Below are 18,451 nucleotides of genomic sequence, written 5' to 3'. Positions count from 1 at the left end.
TTCGCCGCATCTCGGTGCTGTGCGGCCCATTTATGGGTCGGCAGGTTCAGCTGAATGAGCTGCCATGGCTGGTGGCCGGCCGGTAGGTCGCTCGGCGGGTTCCTGCCCCACCGACCGCTCTGCCCCCAGGGTGCCGGTGCACCCGCGGTGCTGGTGACCGGACGCAGCGACGATCGCCGGCTCTGAGGGACTGGGTGCCGTAGTCGGCACTCAACCCCTCGACCTTCGCGATCAACCCCCCCGCAGCCACCAGGAGTCCGCATCCGCACACGTGGTGGCGCCGCGGACGCGTCGAGCGCAGCCCGGGGGTGCCACAGGGCAGGGCGATGGCGGCGCCTGACGGACTCGCGCCGACGGCTGTTCATGCCGGACCGCGAGCGCCCGGCGTACCGGGACGGCGCAGACCGTTGCCGCACACACCACGAACCCGGGAATGCACCGAAGACACCGATCGCGCCGGCCTCGACATCGCCTGCGGCGAGCGTCCTCCGGTCGCATGTCTCGACGGCACAGAATCCGAGCTGATCAGTGCCGGACGATCAGCGGAACGCGGAGGAACGGTGCCTCAACGGGCACCCATCGTCCGCAGAACGCCGATCATGCGGATGTTCGTGAGTTCCGGCCGCGTCCCCGGACGTGGGCTCAGGGGGCGTCCGTCGGTCATCCCCGGTCCCGCTGTCACCGGCCGTGGTCCTCGGGGCGACGGTTCGAGCTCAGCTCGAGCACGCCCGGACGATCGGCGGACGACGTATCTCCCGATCCGGGTGGCAGCGGAACGAGTGCGCGGCGGGTGACCACGACGGCGGTGCCGAACCGGGGGAAAGGGACGGGCCCACCTCCCACAGCACCCCGACAGCGCTCGCGTCTCCGTGCCGTCGCGGCGGGAGTCGTCCCCAATCGGGGAAGTTGTCCACAGCGACGCAGGACGGCCCAGGAACGAGGCCGTCCGGCCTGATGCTCGTAGGGACACATTCCGACTCCACACGGAGGTCCCGATGAGCGACACCCTCACCACCATCGTCGGTAACCTGACGCGCACCCCCGTCCTGCGGTACACCACCGCCGGCGTACCGGTCGCCGATCTCACCGTGGCGGTGAACCACCGCCGCAAGGATCCGGTCACCGAGCAGTGGCGCGACGTGGCCTGCACGTACTACACGGTCAGCTGCTGGCGCACCCTCGCGGAGCACGCCGTGACCACCTTCAAGAAGGGCCATCGCGTGATCGCGGTCGGCCGCCTCTACGTCGAGGAATGGACCGGCCGCGACGGGGAGACCCGGCAGAGCGTCCGTATCGAACCGTCGACGGTCGGGCTCGACATCCGGTTCTCCCCGGCCCTAGTGCCCGTGCGTCCGGTCGTCCCGTCCGCGCGGGAGGACGGCGGAGGCGTCGACCGTGCACCCGAGTGGGGTGTCCCGCCGACCGACGAGCCGGCCGACGACTACGGCGTCGAGCCGCCGGACGAGAAGGACGCCGAGGAGCTCGACGAGCTCGCGCGCATGGCGACCGCACCGGCTTCGAGCGGCTGACGAGGGCCGATCTACCATCGCATTGTGGCGGATCTGATTTACACGATGCGGAACGTGCGCAAGGCGCACGGCGACAAGGTCATCCTGGAGAACGCGTCGATCAGCTTCCTGCCGGGGGCGAAGATCGGCGTCGTCGGCCCCAACGGTGCCGGGAAGTCGACCGTCCTCAAGATCATGGCAGGGCTGGAGAACCCGAACAACGGCGACGCCTTCCTCAAGCCCGGGGCGACGGTCGGCATCCTTCAGCAGGAGCCCCCGCTCAACGAGGAGAAGACCGTCCTCGGCAACGTCGAGGAGGGTCTCGGGGACGTCAAGGTCAAGCTCGACCGGTACAACGCCATCGCCGAGGAGATGGCGACGAACTACACCGACGAGCTGATGGAGGAGATGGGGAAGCTCCAGGAGGAGCTGGACCACTCCGACGCCTGGGAGCTCGACTCGCAGCTGGAGCAGGCGATGGACGCCCTGCGGTGCCCCCCGGGCGACGCGCAGGTCTCCCACCTGTCCGGTGGTGAGCGTCGCCGGGTCGCGCTGTGCAAGCTGCTGCTGTCCCAGCCCGACCTGCTGCTCCTCGACGAGCCCACGAACCACCTCGACGCGGAGAGCGTGCTCTGGCTCGAGCAGTTCCTGGCCGGTTACCCCGGTGCCGTCCTCGCGGTCACCCACGACCGGTACTTCCTCGACAACGTCGCCGGCTGGATCCTCGAGCTCGACCGCGGTCGCACCTTCCCCTACGAGGGCAACTACTCCACCTACCTGGAGAAGAAGGCCGAGCGGCTCGCCGTCCAGGGCAAGAAGGACGCCAAGCTGCAGAAGCGGCTCAAGGAGGAGCTGGCGTGGGTCCGCTCCAACCCGAAGGCGCGTCAGGCCAAGAGCCGCTCGCGTCTGGACCGCTACGAGGAGATGGCGGCCGAAGCCGAGCGGCACCGCAAGCTCGACTTCGAGGAGATCCAGATCCCGCCGGGCCCGCGGATGGGCAACCAGGTCGTCGAGGTGTCCCACCTCGACAAGGGGTTCGACGGCCGCCAGCTCATCAAGGACCTGTCCTTCACGCTGCCGCGCAACGGCATCGTCGGGGTGATCGGTCCGAACGGCGTCGGAAAGACGACGCTGTTCAAGACCATCGTCGGCCTGGAGCAGCCGGACTCGGGAGACGTGCGCGTCGGTGAGACGGTCAAGCTCTCCTACGTCGACCAGAACCGTGGCGGCATCGACCCGCACAAGACGGTGTTCGAGGTCGTCTCCGACGGGCTCGACTACATCCAGGTCGGCAACGTCGAGATGCCGTCCCGGGCGTACGTCGCGGCGTTCGGGTTCAAGGGCCCGGACCAGCAGAAGCCGGCCGGCGTGCTGTCCGGTGGTGAGCGCAACCGGCTGAACCTGGCGCTCACCCTCAAGCAGGGCGGCAACCTGATCCTGCTGGACGAGCCCACGAACGACCTGGACGTCGAGACCCTCGGCTCGCTGGAGAACGCGCTCGAGCAGTTCCCGGGCTGCGCCGTGGTCATCTCCCACGACCGCTGGTTCCTCGACCGCACCTGCACGCACATCCTGGCGTGGGAGGGCACGGACGAGAACCCGGCCGCGTGGTTCTGGTTCGAGGGCAACTTCGAGGCGTACGAGAAGAACAAGGTGGAGCGGCTCGGCGCGGAGGCGGCGCGACCGCACCGGGTCACGCACCGTAAGCTCACCCGGGACTGATCACCGCCCGTTCCGGTCCTCCCCGTCGGTCGGGTCCGTCCACGACGGACGGACGATACGACCCGGGGGAGGACCGGACGGTGGTGACACGGGAGGCGATGTGACGTTCGACCAGGGAGGTCGCGCTGCGGGCGCGACGTCGGCCGAACTGCGGACAGCCGCGGCGCTGCGGTGGCAACGTCCGCTGCTGACCGCGGAACTGGCCGAGCAGGCGTGCGCGCGGGCGGTTGCGGACGGTGACGATCTGCGGTGGCTGGCGGCCGCGGGGTGGCTCCTCGACGGGCACGCCGCCGGCGGTGACGCGCGCGATGTCGCCAGCGCCGTCGTCGCGGGGCTGACCGGCGCCGGGACCTCCGGCGACGTCGTCGTCCCGGTCCCCGTGCGTGCACCCGGAGCCGAGCTGCTCACCCGGGCCGAGGGCGCGCGGCTGCGCGTCGAGCTCGCCGGCGTGGCCCAGGCGGAGGGTGAGCTGGAGACGGCGCGTGCACTCGTCGTCGGGCTGCCGGACGACGCCCCGGGTGAGGAACCCGGCCTGCTGGCGCTCGACCGTCTCGCCGTCGAGGTCCGGTGCGCGCTTGCCGGTGCGACCGCGACGGAGCTGGAGCGGCTGCGGGGCACGGTCGAGACCGCCGGGACCCGTTTCGAGGGTGAACCCGCTGCCTACGCCGACCTCGTCGTCGGCTCGGTGCACCGGGCGCGGCGTGAGCACGACGCGGCCGTCGACCGGGCACTGCGCGGTCTCGCCCAGCTCGGATGGACCCCGGAACGGCCTGAGGCCCGTCCGCTGTCGGCGCATCTCGCCGCGGCGCTGCTCAGCCAGTGGATCACCGCGTTGCTGGACTCGGGACACGTCCCTGCGGAGGCGGTGGACGCGGCCGCCGCACAGCGTGACGTCCGTGACGCGGGGCGCCAGGGCGTCCTGCTGCGGCTGACCCTCGCCCGGGTGCAGGCCGGTCGGGCCGACCACGCCGCGCGGGCGTTGCAGGAGGCTGCCGAGGGCGCGGAGCGTGCGAGCGTCCCCGCGCTCGTCGCGGCCTGCCGGACCGCGCAGTCCGAGCTGCACGAGAGCTCGGGCCGCTACCGCGAGGCCCTCGAGGCGATGCGGGCCGCGATGGACGTCGACCAGATCGACCGCGACCGCGGCGCGCGTTTCCGCGAGGCGGTCTCGGCGCTGCTGCCGCTGGGGGCGGTGCGGATCTCCGCGGAGCGGCCCAGCCCGTTCCCACGCCGGTCGGCCGGCGTACGCCGGGACGAGGTCCCGGTAACCGCGGCGCACACCGCGACGGCCGGCGAGCGGGACGGCCGTGGGCACCCCGCGATGTCCTCTCTCGACGGCGGCAGCGCCGACGACGGTGCTCCGGGCGGAGCCCCCACTCGACAGCCGACCGGGCGTCCCGGCGCCGCACGTGCCGTCACCGGCGACACCCCGACCCCGCTCCCCGGCGCGGCGGAGAGGGCGACGGCGGCGGCCGGGACCTCCGTGCCGGAGCGGTCCGCCCCGGACGCCGGCACGACCGACCGGGCCTTCGGGGGTGGCCTGTACTGGCGGCCGTCGACGTCCACGGAGGCCGATGCGCCGGCCCCGGACGCGGACGGGCGTGGCGGACGCGGCATCGACCCCGCCGACCCGTTGGGAGTATCGGGGCTCCTCGGCCCCGCCGCGCCGGACGCGCCGCCCCCGGCGCCGGGGGACTCCCAGGACCGGACGTCGTGGGCGCTGTCGACCTGGGGTCCCGCCGAGGACGGCGGGTCGCCGCTCGCCGACGCGCTGCTCGCCGAATGGCAGGGGCCCGCGTCACAGCGCGACGGTGGGCGCGACGAGGCCGAGCCGGCTCCGAGGAACGGAACGCGCGGCGTCGCCGAGCCCGGCCGGACGAACGGCGCGCGCCGCAACGGCGTCCACCGGCCCGGGCCGGGGTCCGACGACTCCCCGGCCGGCGGGCCGTCGCCGGGTGCCGCGACGCCCGGCCCCGCAGGTGCCGAGCGGGACGCCCAGCACGAGCTCACGAAGCACGACGCCACGGAGCACGACCTCACGGAGCGGGCCGACACGGAGCGGGCCGACACGGAGCGGGCCGACACGGAGCGGGCCGACACGGAGCGGGCCGACACGGAGCGGGCCGACACGGAGCGGGCCGACACGGAGCGGGCCGACACGGAGCCGGCAGCCGCCGATCCGGCGGCGGCCCGGCCCGGACGGGCACCGTCGGTACCGGACGCAGCAACCCGGCACTCGGCATCACCCGGCGCCGGAGCACCGGCCGCCGGAGCATCCGACGCCGCACCGGCGGGCGCCGCTGGTGCCGGCACGCCGGACCCCGGCCCCGGCTCCGACACCGCAGCCGGGACGCCGATGTGCGCGGCGCGGCGCGGCCGACGTGCGCGCCCGGAGACCGCCGTCGAGAACCAGCCCACCGGGACGCAGCCGGCGGCGCCGGACACCGGTCGGTCCGTGCGGACCGCGGTGACGTCGTCCGCGGCGCGGTCGTCGACGGTGCCGGCCTCCGATGCGCCGGTGCCGCACGAGGCCGCGAAGGACCCCGTGCCGGTCGGCCCGGCCGGCACCGCCGAGCGGTCGATCGTGGTCGACATCGTCGACGGCGACGTCGAGGCCGTCACCGGTGCGGTCGCGGCCGGTGCGCTGTACGACGTCGAGACCCGCGCCCGCCGGCTCGTGCCGCCGTCCGGGACGACCACACGCAGCGACGACACGGTCCGCGTCACGCTGGCCGACGCCGACCACGTGACCGTCTCCCTCTGGGCGCAGTCGCTCGCCGCTCACCTCGCCGGTCGCGTCCGCCGGGGCGGGCTGCCCGACGGGGCGTCGATCCGGCTGCAGGCCGTGGGCCCGTACGGGGTCGAGGGCGAGGAGATCGTCCGTGACCTGAGCGGCCCGGACACGCCCGCCCCGCAGCCGCCTCAGCACCCTGTCGCGGCGTCCGAGCCGGCCGCGGGTCCGGCGATGGCGACGCCGTTGGAGCTGACGGACGGCCACCGGGCCCCGGCGGCCCGCCGGCACGGCGGGGGCGGCGGCGGCGACGGCGACGGCGACGTGACGCTCGGCGCGGTCGGGATCACCGTGCGTCCGGGCAGCGGCGGGCGACGGCGGGCCGGGGCGGGCAGGCCGGTCGCCTCCGGCACGTCGACCGGGCGGGTCAGCTCGACCGGGCGGGTCAGCTCGACCGGGCTGGACAGCTCGACCGGACGGGTCAGCTCGACCGCGCCGGGAAGTGCCGCGCCGGGAAGTGCTACGCCGCCGGACAGCGCGACCAGGCCGAGCGCGACCGTCGAGAGCGCGGACACCTCGGACCGTCCGGCCGGGCCCGGTGCGGACACCCGGGGCCGGGGTCCGGGAACCGTCGGGGGGAAGGGCGGATCCGCGGACCCGTCCGGCGCGGACCGGGACGAAGCGCCGGCACCGCCCCGCACCGCGTCCGTGGCGTCCGACCCGCTGGACACCCGCATCCCGCTGCCGCAACCGGACCGGCGTCTCGCCGAGGCGGTACGAGCCCATCTGGACCTCACGACACCGGGCGACGACCGCACCCCGCTCGACGGACCGGTCGGTGGGCGTTCGGGCCTCCCGGTCCGGTGGTCCGGGGTCGACGCCCCGGAGGACCCCTCTGCCTCCGGCCCGCTGCCACGCCGGCTCGGACGCCGGGGCGCCGGCACGGAGCCGGACACGTCCGGCTCCGGCGACGACGGCCACGACCCGGCCGCGGAAGTGACGTGGCGCCTGCGGTCGGCGCCCGCCGCCCCGACGGCGACGTCCGGCGACGAGCTGTTCTCCCCGGCCGCGAGTCGCCACCTCAGGGCGGTCGGGCCCGCCGTCCCGTCCCGCACCCCCGTCGCCGACGGCGCCCCCGTCCCCGACGGAGCCGACACCGACGACGCCCCGAGGTCCGGGGGCGGCGCGGAGCCCGGCCGCCGCACGGAGCGGTCCTGCGAGACCGGCGAGACCGGGCAGACCGGGGAGACCGGCGGCCCGGCCCGGACGTCCGACCGGGCCGTCGAGGAGCCCGACGAGCGGTCCGGCGACGCCGCCGCGGGACCGGGCGGACCGGCGTCGTCCCGCTCCGCCGCCATCCCCGAGGACATGGGGCTCGCCGACCTCCTGGCCGGCGCGCTCGCTGCCTACCGCGAGATCTGAACCGCTCACCCGGTCGTCATCCCGAGGGGGTCGCCGTCCCCCGGTGGTGTCGTACGCGGGCGATAGGGTGCCACCGTCAGCACACGCACGGGGCCGGAGTGGAACGTGAGCAGCGGGACGACGGGGCAGACCGGGGACACCACGACCGACGGGCACCAGGGTGGTGATCCGCGCCCCGGGAGCAGCGCCGCGGCGGACCTCGTCCGGCTCTACGCGCGCCACACCCCCGAGACCGACCTGCCGGCCGGGGTCGAGCTGCCCGGCCCGGCGAGCGTCGTCGACGCCCACCTCGCACTCGGCGCGCACCGCGAGCCGGGCACCGTCGCCGTCCGGGTGACCGCGGCCGGCGGCGACGCGCTGACCGTCGACGTCGTCACCGACGACATGCCCTACCTCGTCGAGTCCGTCCTCGCCGGCGTCGGCCGCGCCGGGGGCACCGTGCGGCGCGTCGTGCACCCGATCCTGGTGGTGCACCGCGACGCCACCGGCACGCTCACCGGCGTCGACACCCACGCCGACCCGACCGACCCCACCGAGGGCGCGTCGGTCGAGTCCTGGATGCACGTCGACCTCGTCCACCCCGGTGAGCTCGACCCCGACGCGCTGCACGCCGAGCTGGAACGCACGCTCGCCGCCGTCCGCCAGGTCGTCGACGACTCCGCCGCGATGACCCTGCGCGCCCGCGCGCTGGCCGACGACCTGAGCGGCGCCGCGGCCGCCACCGCCGACGCCGAGGACGGCGTGCTCCCCTCCGAGGTCGCCGACCTGCTGCGCTGGCTCGTCGACGACCACTTCGTGTTCGTCGGCTACCGGCACTACTCGCGCACCGGGGCCGACGGGCGCCTGCAGCCCGACACCGACACCGGTCTGGGCGTGCTGCGCCCCGGCGACGCCGGCGCCAACGTCTTCCTCCCCGAGGAGACCGGCGCGCCGGACCCGTCCGGGCTCCTGCTCTTCACCCGCGGCAGCGAGCGCAGCCGCGTCCTGCGCGCCGTGCACCCCTACTACGTCGGGGTCCGCACCCGCGACGCCGACGGCACCGTCACCGGCGAGCACCGCTTCCTCGGCATGCTCACGGTCCCGGCGCGGCACGAGTCCGTCCTCGACATCCCGGTCGTCGCCCGCCGCATCCGCGGCGCGATCCGGCGCGCCGGGTTCCCGGCCGACTCCTACTCCGGCCAGCAGATGCTCGAGGTCTTCTCGCAGCTGCCGCGCGCGGAGCTGTTCACCTCCTCCGAGGCACGCCTGCACGACACCGCGGTCGGCGTGCTGGAGGCGAGCGCGCGGCGCGCGGTGCGGCTGTTCGTGCACCGCGACCCGTACCGGCGCTTCCTGTCCTGCCTGGTCTACCTGCCGCGCGACCGCTACACGACTGCGACCCGGCTGCGTATCACCGAGATCCTGCGGACCCGGCTCGGCGGCTCCGAGGCCAGCTACACCGCCCAGGTCGGCGACGCCGAGCTCGCGCTGCTGCACCTGACGATCACGACCGACCCGGCCGCGGCCCCGGTCGAGGTGGACCTCGCGGCCCTGCAGGACCACGTCGCGGAGGCCACCCGCACCTGGGACGACCTGCTCGTCGCCGCGCTCGGCGACGCGGGCCCCGCCGCCCGGCCGATGCTGGCCGGCGTGCCGGAGTCCTACAAGGCGACCGTGGCGCCGCTGCGCGCGGTCGAGGACCTGCGCCGCCTGATGACCCTCGGCGAGAAGGGGGAGGACGCGTTCGACCTGCGCCTGTACCGCAGCATCGACGGCGACATCCGCTTCGCGCTCTACGTCGGCGACGACCCGGTCACCCTGACCGGCGTGCTGCCGCTGCTGCAGCAGCTCGACGTCGAGGTGGTCGACGAGCGACCGTACGAGTTCCTGCGGCCCGACGGGCGTCGCTGCTGGCTCTACGACTTCGGGCTCCGCCCGCCGCAGCCCGCCGGGGCGCCCGCCGTCCCGACCGTCACCGTCGAGGACGCCGGTCGCCGCTTCGAGGAGGCGTTCGCCGCGGCCTGGCGCGGTGACGCCGAGTCCGACCGGTTCTCCGCGCTGGTGCTGCGGGCCGGGCTGCACTGGCGCGAGGCCGCCGTCCTGCGTGCCTACAGCCGCTACACCCGCCAGCTCGGCGGGCTGTTCACGCTGCAGTACACCGCCGGGGTGCTCGTGTCGCACCCGCAGGTCGCGCAGGGGCTCGTCACGCTGTTCCGGGCCCGGTTCGACCCGGCGACCGCCGACGCGACCGAGCGGGAGGCCGCGCACGCGCGGGCCCTGGAGAACGTCACCGAGCTCATCGACCAGGTCTCCGGGCTCGACGCCGACCGCATCCTGCGCGGGCTGCTCGCCGTGATCGAGGCGACGCTGCGCACCAACTGGTTCCGCGGCCGTCCCTTCTTCTCCTTCAAGCTGGACCCGGCCGCGGTGCCCGACATGCCGCTGCCGCGGCCGCGGTTCGAGATCTTCGTGTACTCGCCCGCGGTCGAGGGCGTGCACCTGCGCTTCGGCCCGGTCGCCCGCGGCGGGCTGCGGTTCTCCGACCGCCAGCAGGACTACCGCACCGAGATCCTCGGCCTGGTCAAGGCGCAGGCGGTGAAGAACGCCGTCATCGTGCCGGTCGGGGCGAAGGGCGGCTTCGTCGTCCGCACGCCCGGGCCGTCGCCCGAGCACGTCCGTGCCTGCTACCGGACCTTCATCTCCGGGCTGCTCGACGTCACCGACAACCTGCTGACCCACCCCGACGGCTCCACCGAGACGCTGCCGCCGCCCGACGTCGTGCGCCACGACGGCGACGACTCCTACCTGGTCGTCGCCGCCGACAAGGGCACCGCGACGTTCTCCGACCTCGCGAACTCCGTGGCCGAGTCCTACGGCTTCTGGCTCGGCGACGCGTTCGCCTCCGGCGGTTCGGTCGGCTACGACCACAAGGCCATGGGCATCACCGCCCGCGGTGCCTGGGAGTCGGTCAAGCGCCACTTCCGCGAGCTCGGCGTCGACACGCAGAGCCAGGAGTTCACCGTCGTCGGTGTCGGCGACATGTCCGGGGACGTGTTCGGCAACGGGATGCTGCTGTCCGAGCACATCCGGCTGGTCGCCGCGTTCGACCACCGCCACGTGTTCGTCGACCCGGCGCCGGACGCCGCGACCTCCTACGCCGAGCGCCGCCGCCTGTTCGAGCTGCCGCGCAGCTCCTGGGGCGACTACGACACCTCGCTGATCAGCTCCGGCGGCGGGGTGTGGCCGCGCACCGCCAAGTCCGTCCCGGTCGGCCCGGAGATGCGCGCCGCGCTCGGCCTGCCCGCCACGGTCACCGCGCTGTCCCCGCCCGAGCTGATCCACGCGATCCTGCTCGCCCCCGCCGACCTGCTGTGGAACGGCGGCATCGGCACCTACGTGAAGGCCGCCGGCGAGACCGACGCCGAGGTGGGGGACAAGGCCAACGACACCATCCGCGTCGACGGGCGCGACCTGCGGGTGCGCGTCGTCGGCGAGGGCGGCAACCTCGGGCTCACCCAGCGCGGCCGGATCGAGTTCGCCCGCGCGGGCGGCCGGATCAACACCGACGCCATCGACAACTCCGCGGGCGTCGACTGCTCCGACCACGAGGTCAACATCAAGATCCTGCTCGACCGGCCGGTCGCCGACGGCACCCTCGACCGCGACGCCCGCAACGCGCTGCTCGCGTCGATGACCGACGAGGTCTCCGACCTGGTGCTCGCCGACAACGTCGCGCAGAACGAGGTGCTCGGCGTCGCCCGCGCCCACGCCGCCGGGATGGTCGGCGTGCACGGACGCATGGTCACCGACCTCGCCGAGCGGACCGGGCTGGACCGCCACCTCGAGGTGCTCCCCGACGAGGCCGGGTTCGCCCGCCTCGCCGCCGACGGCCTCGGCCTGACCGGTCCGGAGCTGGCGACGCTGCTCGCGCACACCAAGCTCGACCTGACCCACCGGCTGCTGCAGACCGACCTGCCCGACCGGCCGGCGTTCGCACCGACGCTGCCCGAGTACTTCCCGCACCCGCTGCGGGAGCGATTCGACCACGCGGTGCGCAACCACCCGCTGCGTCGCGAGATCATCGGCACGAAGCTCGTCAACGAGATGGTCGACGGCGCCGGGATCAGCTACGCGTTCCGGCTCGGCGAGGAGATCGCCGCGGGACCCGACGACGTCCTGCGGGCCTGGGCCGTCACCACGCGGGTGTTCGAGCTGCCGGAGCTGTGGGAGGCGGTGCGCCGCGCCGACGTGCCCGTCACCGTCGCCGACGCGGTGATCCTCGAGTCCCGGCGGCTGCTGGACCGGGTGTCGCGCTGGTTCCTCACCAACCGGCCGCAGCCGCTGGCCGTCGGCGCCGAGGCCAGCCGCTTCGCCGGGCCGATCGCCGAGCTGCGGGCCCGGCTGCCGGAGCTGCTGCAGGGCCGCGAGCTCGACGCGGTGCAGGCCCGCGCGGCCGAGCTGCGTGACTGCGGCGTGCCCGAGGACATGGTCGACACGGCCGCGCTGTCGCTCTACGCCTACGGCCTGCTCGACGTGGTGGAGCTCGTCGAGCTGTCCGACCGCGAGGCGGAGCCGCGCCCCGGCGCGGAGGTCGCCCGGCTGTACTACGCGCTGTCCGAGCACCTCGGCGTCGACCAGGCGCTCACCGCGGTGTCCCGGCTCGACCGCGGCGACCGCTGGCACGCGCTCGCCCGTCTCGCGCTGCGCGACGACCTCTACGGGTCGCTGCGCTCGATCACCCTCGACGCGCTGCGCGAGACCCCGCCCGGTACCGGCGTCGAGGACGCGATCGCGGCGTGGGAGCAGGCCAACGCCTCGAAGCTGGCACGGGCCCGGGCCGCGCTGGAGGAGATCGGGGCGTCGGCGTCGCTGGACCTCGCGACGCTGTCGGTGATCTCCCGCCAGCTGCGCGGGCTGGCCCGGTAGCGTCGGCCACCGTGACCGCCTTCGTCGCCGAGGTCCCGCTCCGCTGGACCGACCAGGACGCCTACCGTCACGTCAACCACGCCCGGATCGTCACGCTGATCGAGGAGGCCCGCGTCGCGCTGGCCTTCACCGCCGCGGGACGGGAGGGCCTGGCCGGGTTCTCCTCCGGGCTGCTCGTCGCGGGGCTGCACGTCGAGTACCGGCGGCAGCTGCCGTGGCGACCGGAGCCGCTGCGCTGCACGATCACGGTGCGGGAGCTGCGGGCCGCGTCGTTCGTCCTCGACTACGCGCTGCACGACGGCCCCGGCGCCGACGACCCGGTCGCGGTCACCGCGTGGACCCGGATGGCCCTCTACGACCTGGAGGGCGGCCGGGTCCGGCGGCTCACCGCCGACGAGCGCGACTTCCTCAAGCGCCACCTCGGGGACGGGTCGTGACCCTGCGGCTGGCGGACGCGACCGAGCGCGACGACCTCGGTGCGTTCACCGCCCGCGTCGCGCGGCTCGACCAGACCGCCGCGGTGCGGCTCACCGCCGGGCCCGGCCGGGTCACGGCATGGGCCCGCACCCCGTTCGACGTGCTCGTCACCCGGTCCGTGGCCGGAGAGCTGGAGCCGTCGGTGCCGGTGACGGCGCACGCCTCGACGCTGCTCACGGCGCTGGCCGTGGACCGCTCCGAGGCGGTCGACCCGGGCCCGCCCGCGCCGTGGCTGGACGAGCTCCCGCCGGGGGACGGCTGGTCCCGCGTCGACGACGTGCCCGCCGCCGAGCTCGACGAGCTCGCCGACCGCGGTCTGGCCCTGGCCCGGGAGCACGCGGGCCCGATGGGGCCGCCCGCGTCGCTGCTGGACCAGACGGTGCTGACGGTGTCCCCGCCCGGAGCGGGCCGCCCGGTCACGGTGCCGATGCGGGTGCTGTTCGCGATGTCCGGGATGGGGTTCCTGGGCTCGGCGCCGCAGGAGACCGGCGGGCCGCGGGTGCGGGTGTCGGCGTCCGGGTCGTGGGTGCGGCTGGACGCGCGCTACGGAGCCGTGGTGAAGCGGCGCGTGGTGTCGCTGCCGCTGTCGGTCGCGCGCTGAGCGGCGCGCCTCAGACCAGGTTCAGGACGCTGATCTGGCCGTCGCCGGTGACCCAGCCGGTGCGCCCGTCCGGGGAGACGGCGATCGCGGTCGGGGAGAGGGCGACGTCGGTGGTGCCGGTGACCTGCCACGTCGTGGTGTCGACGGTCTGCAGGCCCTGACCCGAGGTGACGTAGAGGTGGCGGCCGTCGGCGGCGAACGCCAGCCCGGTCGGGCCGGCGGCGGCCTCGACGGTGGCGACCTCGCGGCCGTCGGCGGGGTCGAGCACGGTCACGGTGCCCGAGCCGGGCCCGGCGACGGCGACCATCGCCCGCGGCGCGGACGCCGGGGTGACGGCGACGGCCTCGGCGCCGCCGCGCACCGGGAAGCTGCCGAGCACGGTGAGGCTGTCCGGGTCGAGCACGGTGAGCTGGTCGGCGCCGCGGGTGGCGAGGTAGACGCGGTCCCCGGCGTCGTTCGTGGTGCTCGCGTACGGGTCGCGCGAGACGGGCACGGTGCGGGTGACGGTCCCGGCGTTCGGGTCCACCTCCTGCACGATGCCCTCGGCGCGGGACGGCACGTAGAGGAACCGGCCGTCGGGGGAGACGACGGCGGCGGCCGGGTCGCCGGCGACCGGGACGGTCGAGGCGACCGTCCGTCCCGGCACGTCGACGACGACGATCCGCCCACCGTCCGGGCCGGCGGTGCTGACGTAGGCGCGGGTGCCGTCCGGGGAGGTCACGACGCCCTGCGGGGCCCCGGGCAGCTCGATCTCCGCGGTGACGGCGTCGGTCGCGGTGTCGACGACGGCGAGCCGGTTCGCGTCCCGGACCGCGGCCAGCGCGGTGGCGCCGTCCGGCGCGGCCGCGATCGCGACGGGCGAGGCCCCGGCGGGCACCGTCGCGCGCACCGTCGGGGTGGCGAGGCTCGCGCCGGCGGCGACGGCCTCCGGGCGCGGGCCGGTCCCGGGACCGGCCGACACCGCGGGACGGCTCGCGTTCGCCCCCGGCTCGGGCTGCCCGCCGGGCGAGAGCATCGCCCACAGCGTCAGCGCGCCGAGCAGCAGGATCGCCAGGACGATCGCGAGACCCGCCGCGGACGGGCTGCGCCGGCCGTTGCGGGGCTTCGCGGACATGATCGCCTCGCGGCGCGGGGTGATCGGCTTCTCGGCCGGGGCCGCGTCGGCGGCCGCACCGGCGGCCGGCTGCACCGCGGTGCCCGGTCCGGTGTCGCTGACGGTGCCGTCCCGGCCGGACGCCGCCCGGGCCGCGGCCACCGACACCGCGCCGACCGACGCGGCGGCCGCGGCGTTGCGGCTGGTCTGCTCCGGACCCGGCTCGCCGTCGGTGCCGTCGCCGGGGGCCACCGGGCGGTCGCCGACCGCGGTGTCCTCCGCCGCGGCCGGGCCGTCGACGCCGGTGACGGCGCCGAGGACGACGGTCGTCTCGGTGTCCGACGGCTCCTCCGGCGCACCGCGGCCGGGCGGCCGCGGGGCCCACGCCGCCCCGGACCGGGGGTCGCGGTGCGGGGCGGGCGCCGGGAACGCCCCGGACGTGGGGTGCGGGCCGGTGTGCGGGGCACCGTTCGGGCCGGGGCGCGGGCCCGGTGCCGGGAACGCGCCCGTGCGGCCGCCGTCGCCTCCCGGTCCACCGGGGGTTCCCGGTCCGCCGGGCGCTCCCGGAACACGGAACGCGCCGGTCCGCGGGGGGCCGGACGGCCCGACGGGGGCCGCGGTGGCACCGGGCCAGGACGGGGCCCCGTCGCGGGCGGGGCGCGGCGCGGTCCGGGCGACGAACCCGTCGGCCGGGCCGGTCTCGCGCGGGGGCTCCTCGCCCGGCGCCGGGCCGGGGTCCGCGGCGACCGGGTCGGCCGTGTCGTCGATCCCGGGCGGGGCGGGCTGCTCGGTGCGGACCGTGCCGGGTGCGGGCGGACCCGCGGGAGCCGGTGCGTCCTCGGGGTGCGGGTCGCGGGTGGTGTCCCGCGCGGGTGCCCACGCGTCGCCGCGTCCGGGCAGCTCGCCGAACCCGCGGCCGGTCCCGGCGCCGGTGCTGGCCGCGGTGGCGAACAGGTCGCTGCCCGAGAGCCCGGCCATCGCCGGTCCGGACGGGGCGCCGCCCATCGCGGGGCGCGGTGCCGGCCGCTGCTCCGGCCCGGGCTGGGCGGGACGGCGGCGTCCGGGCATCGTCGGGCGGTTCCCCGACGCGGGGGTCACCGGCCGCACCGGGGGCTGCTCGGCCTGCTCGGTCGCGGCGCTCGGGTAGTGCCCGATCAGTGCGCCGGGCGGCAGGATGTCGGTCTCCGGGCCGTCCGACCCGCGGGCCGGGCGGGGCGGCCAGCGCTTCGCCGAGGCCGCCGCGGCCGCGCCGGTCCCCGGGGTGCCGTCGGCGGCGGGCGTCGCGGGCGCGCCCTCGCCCGCGGCGGCCGCGGCGGCGCCCTGGTCCAGCGGGCGCGGGGTCGGGCTGATCGGGGGGACGACCGTGGGTGCGGGTGCGGTCACCGGCGCGCCGTCCGGACCGGGCCCGGTGCTGCGCGGACCGCCCGCGGCGGGGGTCGCGGCCGGGTCCGTGGTGCCGCCGGCCGGGTTGCCGCCGGCCGGGGTGGCGGGTGCGAACGACGGCGGCGGCGCGAACCGGTCGGCGGGGGTGTGCAGCGGGTCGAGCCCGTCGGCGCCGTCCTCGCCGGAGGACTGCGCGTCGTCGTCGGCGGGGGGCAGCGGGCCGACGCCCAGCGGGTCGTCGCCGAGGTCGCCCAGGTCGGCCCAGCCGCCCTCGTCGGTGTCCGGTGCGGGGGCCGCACCGGGGACCGGGGCCGGGGCCGCGTCGGGGCGCGGCGCGGGCGAGGGGCGCCCGCCCTCGCGGGACACCAGCTCGGTGAACCCGGTCGGGGTGGGATCCCTGCGGGCCCCGTCTACGGGGTCCCGGTCGTCCCCGTCGGCCGGCCCGGGGGCGTCCGACGGCGACGCGCCGGGCGTCGCGGGCGGTTCCGCCGCCCCGTCGGTCCGGTCGTCCCGGTCGGCGACGGCCTGCTCGCCGGGCCCGGTGCCGGAGCCGGCGTCGGGGCCGGACCGCATCACGAGGTCGACCAGGGAGCCGGGGACCACGGGGACGCGGCCGGTCCGGATCGCCTCGGCGAGGCCGTCCGGGTCGGGGCCGGGCGGGGCGTCGGCGCGCCGGGGGGAGCTGTCGTCGGGGCCCGGGTGACCGGGCGCCGACGTCATGCGTTCTGCGACGGTCGGGTGCACATAACGATTCGATTATCGCGAGCGTCGCCCGGGGCCCGGACCCCGGGTCGGTCCCCGCCCGGTCCGGGTCGTCCCACCTGCGGCATCCGTCCTGGTCCGGGCCTGGTCACGGCCCGCACCGAGATCACCGAACGGGAGGACCCCGATCGAGGTGAGCGAGATCGGGGGGATGCGACCGACGGTGGTGCTGTCCGGGTCCTCGCCGACCGTGCGGCGGCCCGGTCCGAGCAGGAGCGCACCGGTCCCGGTGTCGTCGCCGTCCTCGTCGGAGGTGTCGTCCGCGGTGTCCTCGTCCACGGTGGCGGACCGGAGGCCGGACCCGCCCGTGTCGCCGCCCGGGGCCAGGGCGGTGAGCGAGCCGGTGACGGGCGGGAACGACCCGGAGCGCGGTCCCGGCTCCGGCAGCGACGCGACGCCGGCCGCGGGGCCGAACAGGGCGTCGTCCAGGGCGGCCGAGACCGGCTCGCGGTCGAGCTCGGCCGCGAGCGTGCGCTGGACGCGGGTCAGCTCGTCGCGGACCTCGTCGCGCAGCGCGGCGAGCCGCTCGACGTCGCGCACGACCGCCTCCCGGCGGTCCCCGGCGCCGCGCTCGGCGTCGCGCAGGGTCGTCGCGGCCTCGGCGCGGGCGGAGGCGAGGACCTCGTCGGCGTCGGTGCGGGCGCCGGCGAGGATCCGCTCGGACTCCTCGCGGGCCCCGGACAGGCGCTCGGCGAGCGTCCGCTCGCGCTCGCCGAGGTCGCGCTCGCGGCGGTCGGCCTCCTGCTCGCGCTCGTCGAGGGCGGTGCTGCGCGAGGTGAACTCGCGGTCCAGCGTCGCGGCCCGCCCGAGCAGGGCCTCCTCGGTGCGCGTGCGGCGGTCCTCGGCGTCGCGGTGGGCCCGGTCGACGACGTCGCGCGCCTCGTCGGCGGCGCGCTCGCGCAGCTCGGCGGCCTCCTCCTCGGCGGCCTGCAGGACACGCTCCACGCGCCGCCCGAAGCCGGCGTCGTCGTGCCCCCGCTGCGACGAGGACTCCAGCTGCTCCTGCAGCTGGCGGATCTGCGCGCGGGCCGCGGACAGCGAGTACTCCGCGGACTCGGCCCGGCGGATCTCGTCGTGGATGCGGTGGTCCAGCTCGGCCAGCCGGTCGTCGACCTCCCCGCGGTCGTAGCCGCGCAGCACGACGGTGAACCACGAGCCGTCCCCGCCGTCGTGACGGTCGTGGTCGGCCCCGCCCTGCTGGGAGTGCCGGGACGAGCCGTTGACCGGCTCGGGCCGATGCGGACCGGACGGCGAGGGAGAGACGCTCACGATGAACCCCCAGGACGGGTGACGACGAGCCGCCCGACGTGCCGGGGCGGCGTCCCGTTCAACGAGCCCGGACGCGTTCGGTCACGTTCAGCGGCGATCACACCCGGAATGGGCCCGAACGCCACTCGAATGGCCGCCGGACGGACGCCTGGCTGGTCACTCTGGGTGTTTCGGGCCCTACTCGGGTCAGAACTCGGCGTTCTGCATGCTCGCCGCGGCGTACTGCAGGTAGTTCCAGAGCTGCTCGCGGTGCGCGGGCGAGAGCGGCTCCTCGTCGACCGCGACCCGCATGCAGCGCAGCCAGGCGTCGCGCTCGATCGGCCCGATCCGGAAGGGGACGTGCCGCATCCGCAGCCGCGGGTGGCCGCGCTGGTCGGAGTAGGTGCGGGGGCCGCCCCAGTACTGCTCGAGGAACATGCGCAGCCGGTCCTCGGCGGGGCCGAGGTCCTCCTCGGGGTACAGCGGCCGCAGCACCTCGTCGCGCGCGACCTCCTCGTAGAACCGGTGGACGATCCGGTGGAAGACCGGAGCGCCGCCCACCTCGGCGTAGAAGTTCTGCGGTGCACTCACGCGACCAGTCT

9 protein-coding genes are annotated in these 18,451 nt (G+C 76.2%); 6 read left to right on the top strand and 3 right to left on the bottom strand.

The genetic code is table 11. The features are described from left to right. Positions 1-995: 995 nt before the first annotated feature. The 6 genes from WJX68_RS10050 (at position 996) to WJX68_RS10025 (ending at position 13,363) form a co-directional block, all read left to right on the top strand. The gene (locus WJX68_RS10050; RefSeq protein ID WP_340288539.1) at positions 996-1,529 is read left to right on the top strand and encodes a single-stranded DNA-binding protein; all 534 of its coding nucleotides are present in this window, start codon (positions 996-998) and stop codon (positions 1,527-1,529) included. A gap of 24 nt (positions 1,530-1,553) precedes the next feature. After that, on the top strand, positions 1,554-3,230 hold the full coding sequence (ettA, locus tag WJX68_RS10045; protein ID WP_340288536.1) for an energy-dependent translational throttle protein EttA: 1,677 nt from the start codon (positions 1,554-1,556) through the stop codon (positions 3,228-3,230). 100 nt (positions 3,231-3,330) lie between these two features. Beyond that, on the top strand, positions 3,331-7,380 hold the full coding sequence (locus WJX68_RS10040) for a hypothetical protein (RefSeq protein ID WP_340288533.1): 4,050 nt from the start codon (positions 3,331-3,333) through the stop codon (positions 7,378-7,380). Positions 7,381-7,485: 105 nt separating this feature from the next. Further along, the gene (locus tag WJX68_RS10035) at positions 7,486-12,285 is read left to right on the top strand and encodes an NAD-glutamate dehydrogenase (protein ID WP_340288530.1); all 4,800 of its coding nucleotides are present in this window, start codon (positions 7,486-7,488) and stop codon (positions 12,283-12,285) included. 11 nt (positions 12,286-12,296) lie between these two features. After that, positions 12,297-12,722 (top strand): acyl-CoA thioesterase, encoded by a 426-nt coding sequence (locus WJX68_RS10030; RefSeq protein ID WP_340288527.1) that lies wholly within the window; start codon positions 12,297-12,299, stop codon positions 12,720-12,722. Then, a complete protein-coding gene (locus WJX68_RS10025; protein ID WP_340288524.1) occupies positions 12,719-13,363 on the top strand; it encodes a DUF8185 domain-containing protein in 645 nt (214 codons plus the stop codon). Before WJX68_RS10030 ends, WJX68_RS10025 begins: the two co-directional genes overlap by 4 nt. A gap of 10 nt (positions 13,364-13,373) precedes the next feature. On the opposite strand, the gene WJX68_RS10020 is transcribed toward WJX68_RS10025, so the two are convergent. From WJX68_RS10020 to WJX68_RS10010, 3 genes are all read right to left on the bottom strand, one after another. Next, the gene (locus tag WJX68_RS10020; RefSeq protein WP_340288521.1) at positions 13,374-16,559 is read right to left on the bottom strand and encodes a YncE family protein; all 3,186 of its coding nucleotides are present in this window, start codon (positions 16,557-16,559) and stop codon (positions 13,374-13,376) included. 36 nt (positions 16,560-16,595) lie between these two features. Continuing rightward, positions 16,596-17,870 (bottom strand): coiled-coil domain-containing protein, encoded by a 1,275-nt coding sequence (locus tag WJX68_RS10015; protein WP_340288518.1) that lies wholly within the window; start codon positions 17,868-17,870, stop codon positions 16,596-16,598. A 186-nt stretch (positions 17,871-18,056) separates the two neighbouring features. After that, complete coding sequence (locus tag WJX68_RS10010) at positions 18,057-18,440, bottom strand: globin (RefSeq protein ID WP_340288515.1); 384 nt, start codon at positions 18,438-18,440, stop codon at positions 18,057-18,059. Positions 18,441-18,451 lie beyond the last annotated feature (11 nt).

It is taken from the genome of Pseudonocardia spirodelae (genome assembly GCF_037727765.1).
In the GTDB taxonomy this organism is placed as follows: domain Bacteria; phylum Actinomycetota; class Actinomycetes; order Mycobacteriales; family Pseudonocardiaceae; genus Pseudonocardia; species Pseudonocardia spirodelae.
Note: the sequence above shows the minus strand (reverse complement) of the source record. Positions and strands in the feature narration are given on the sequence as shown.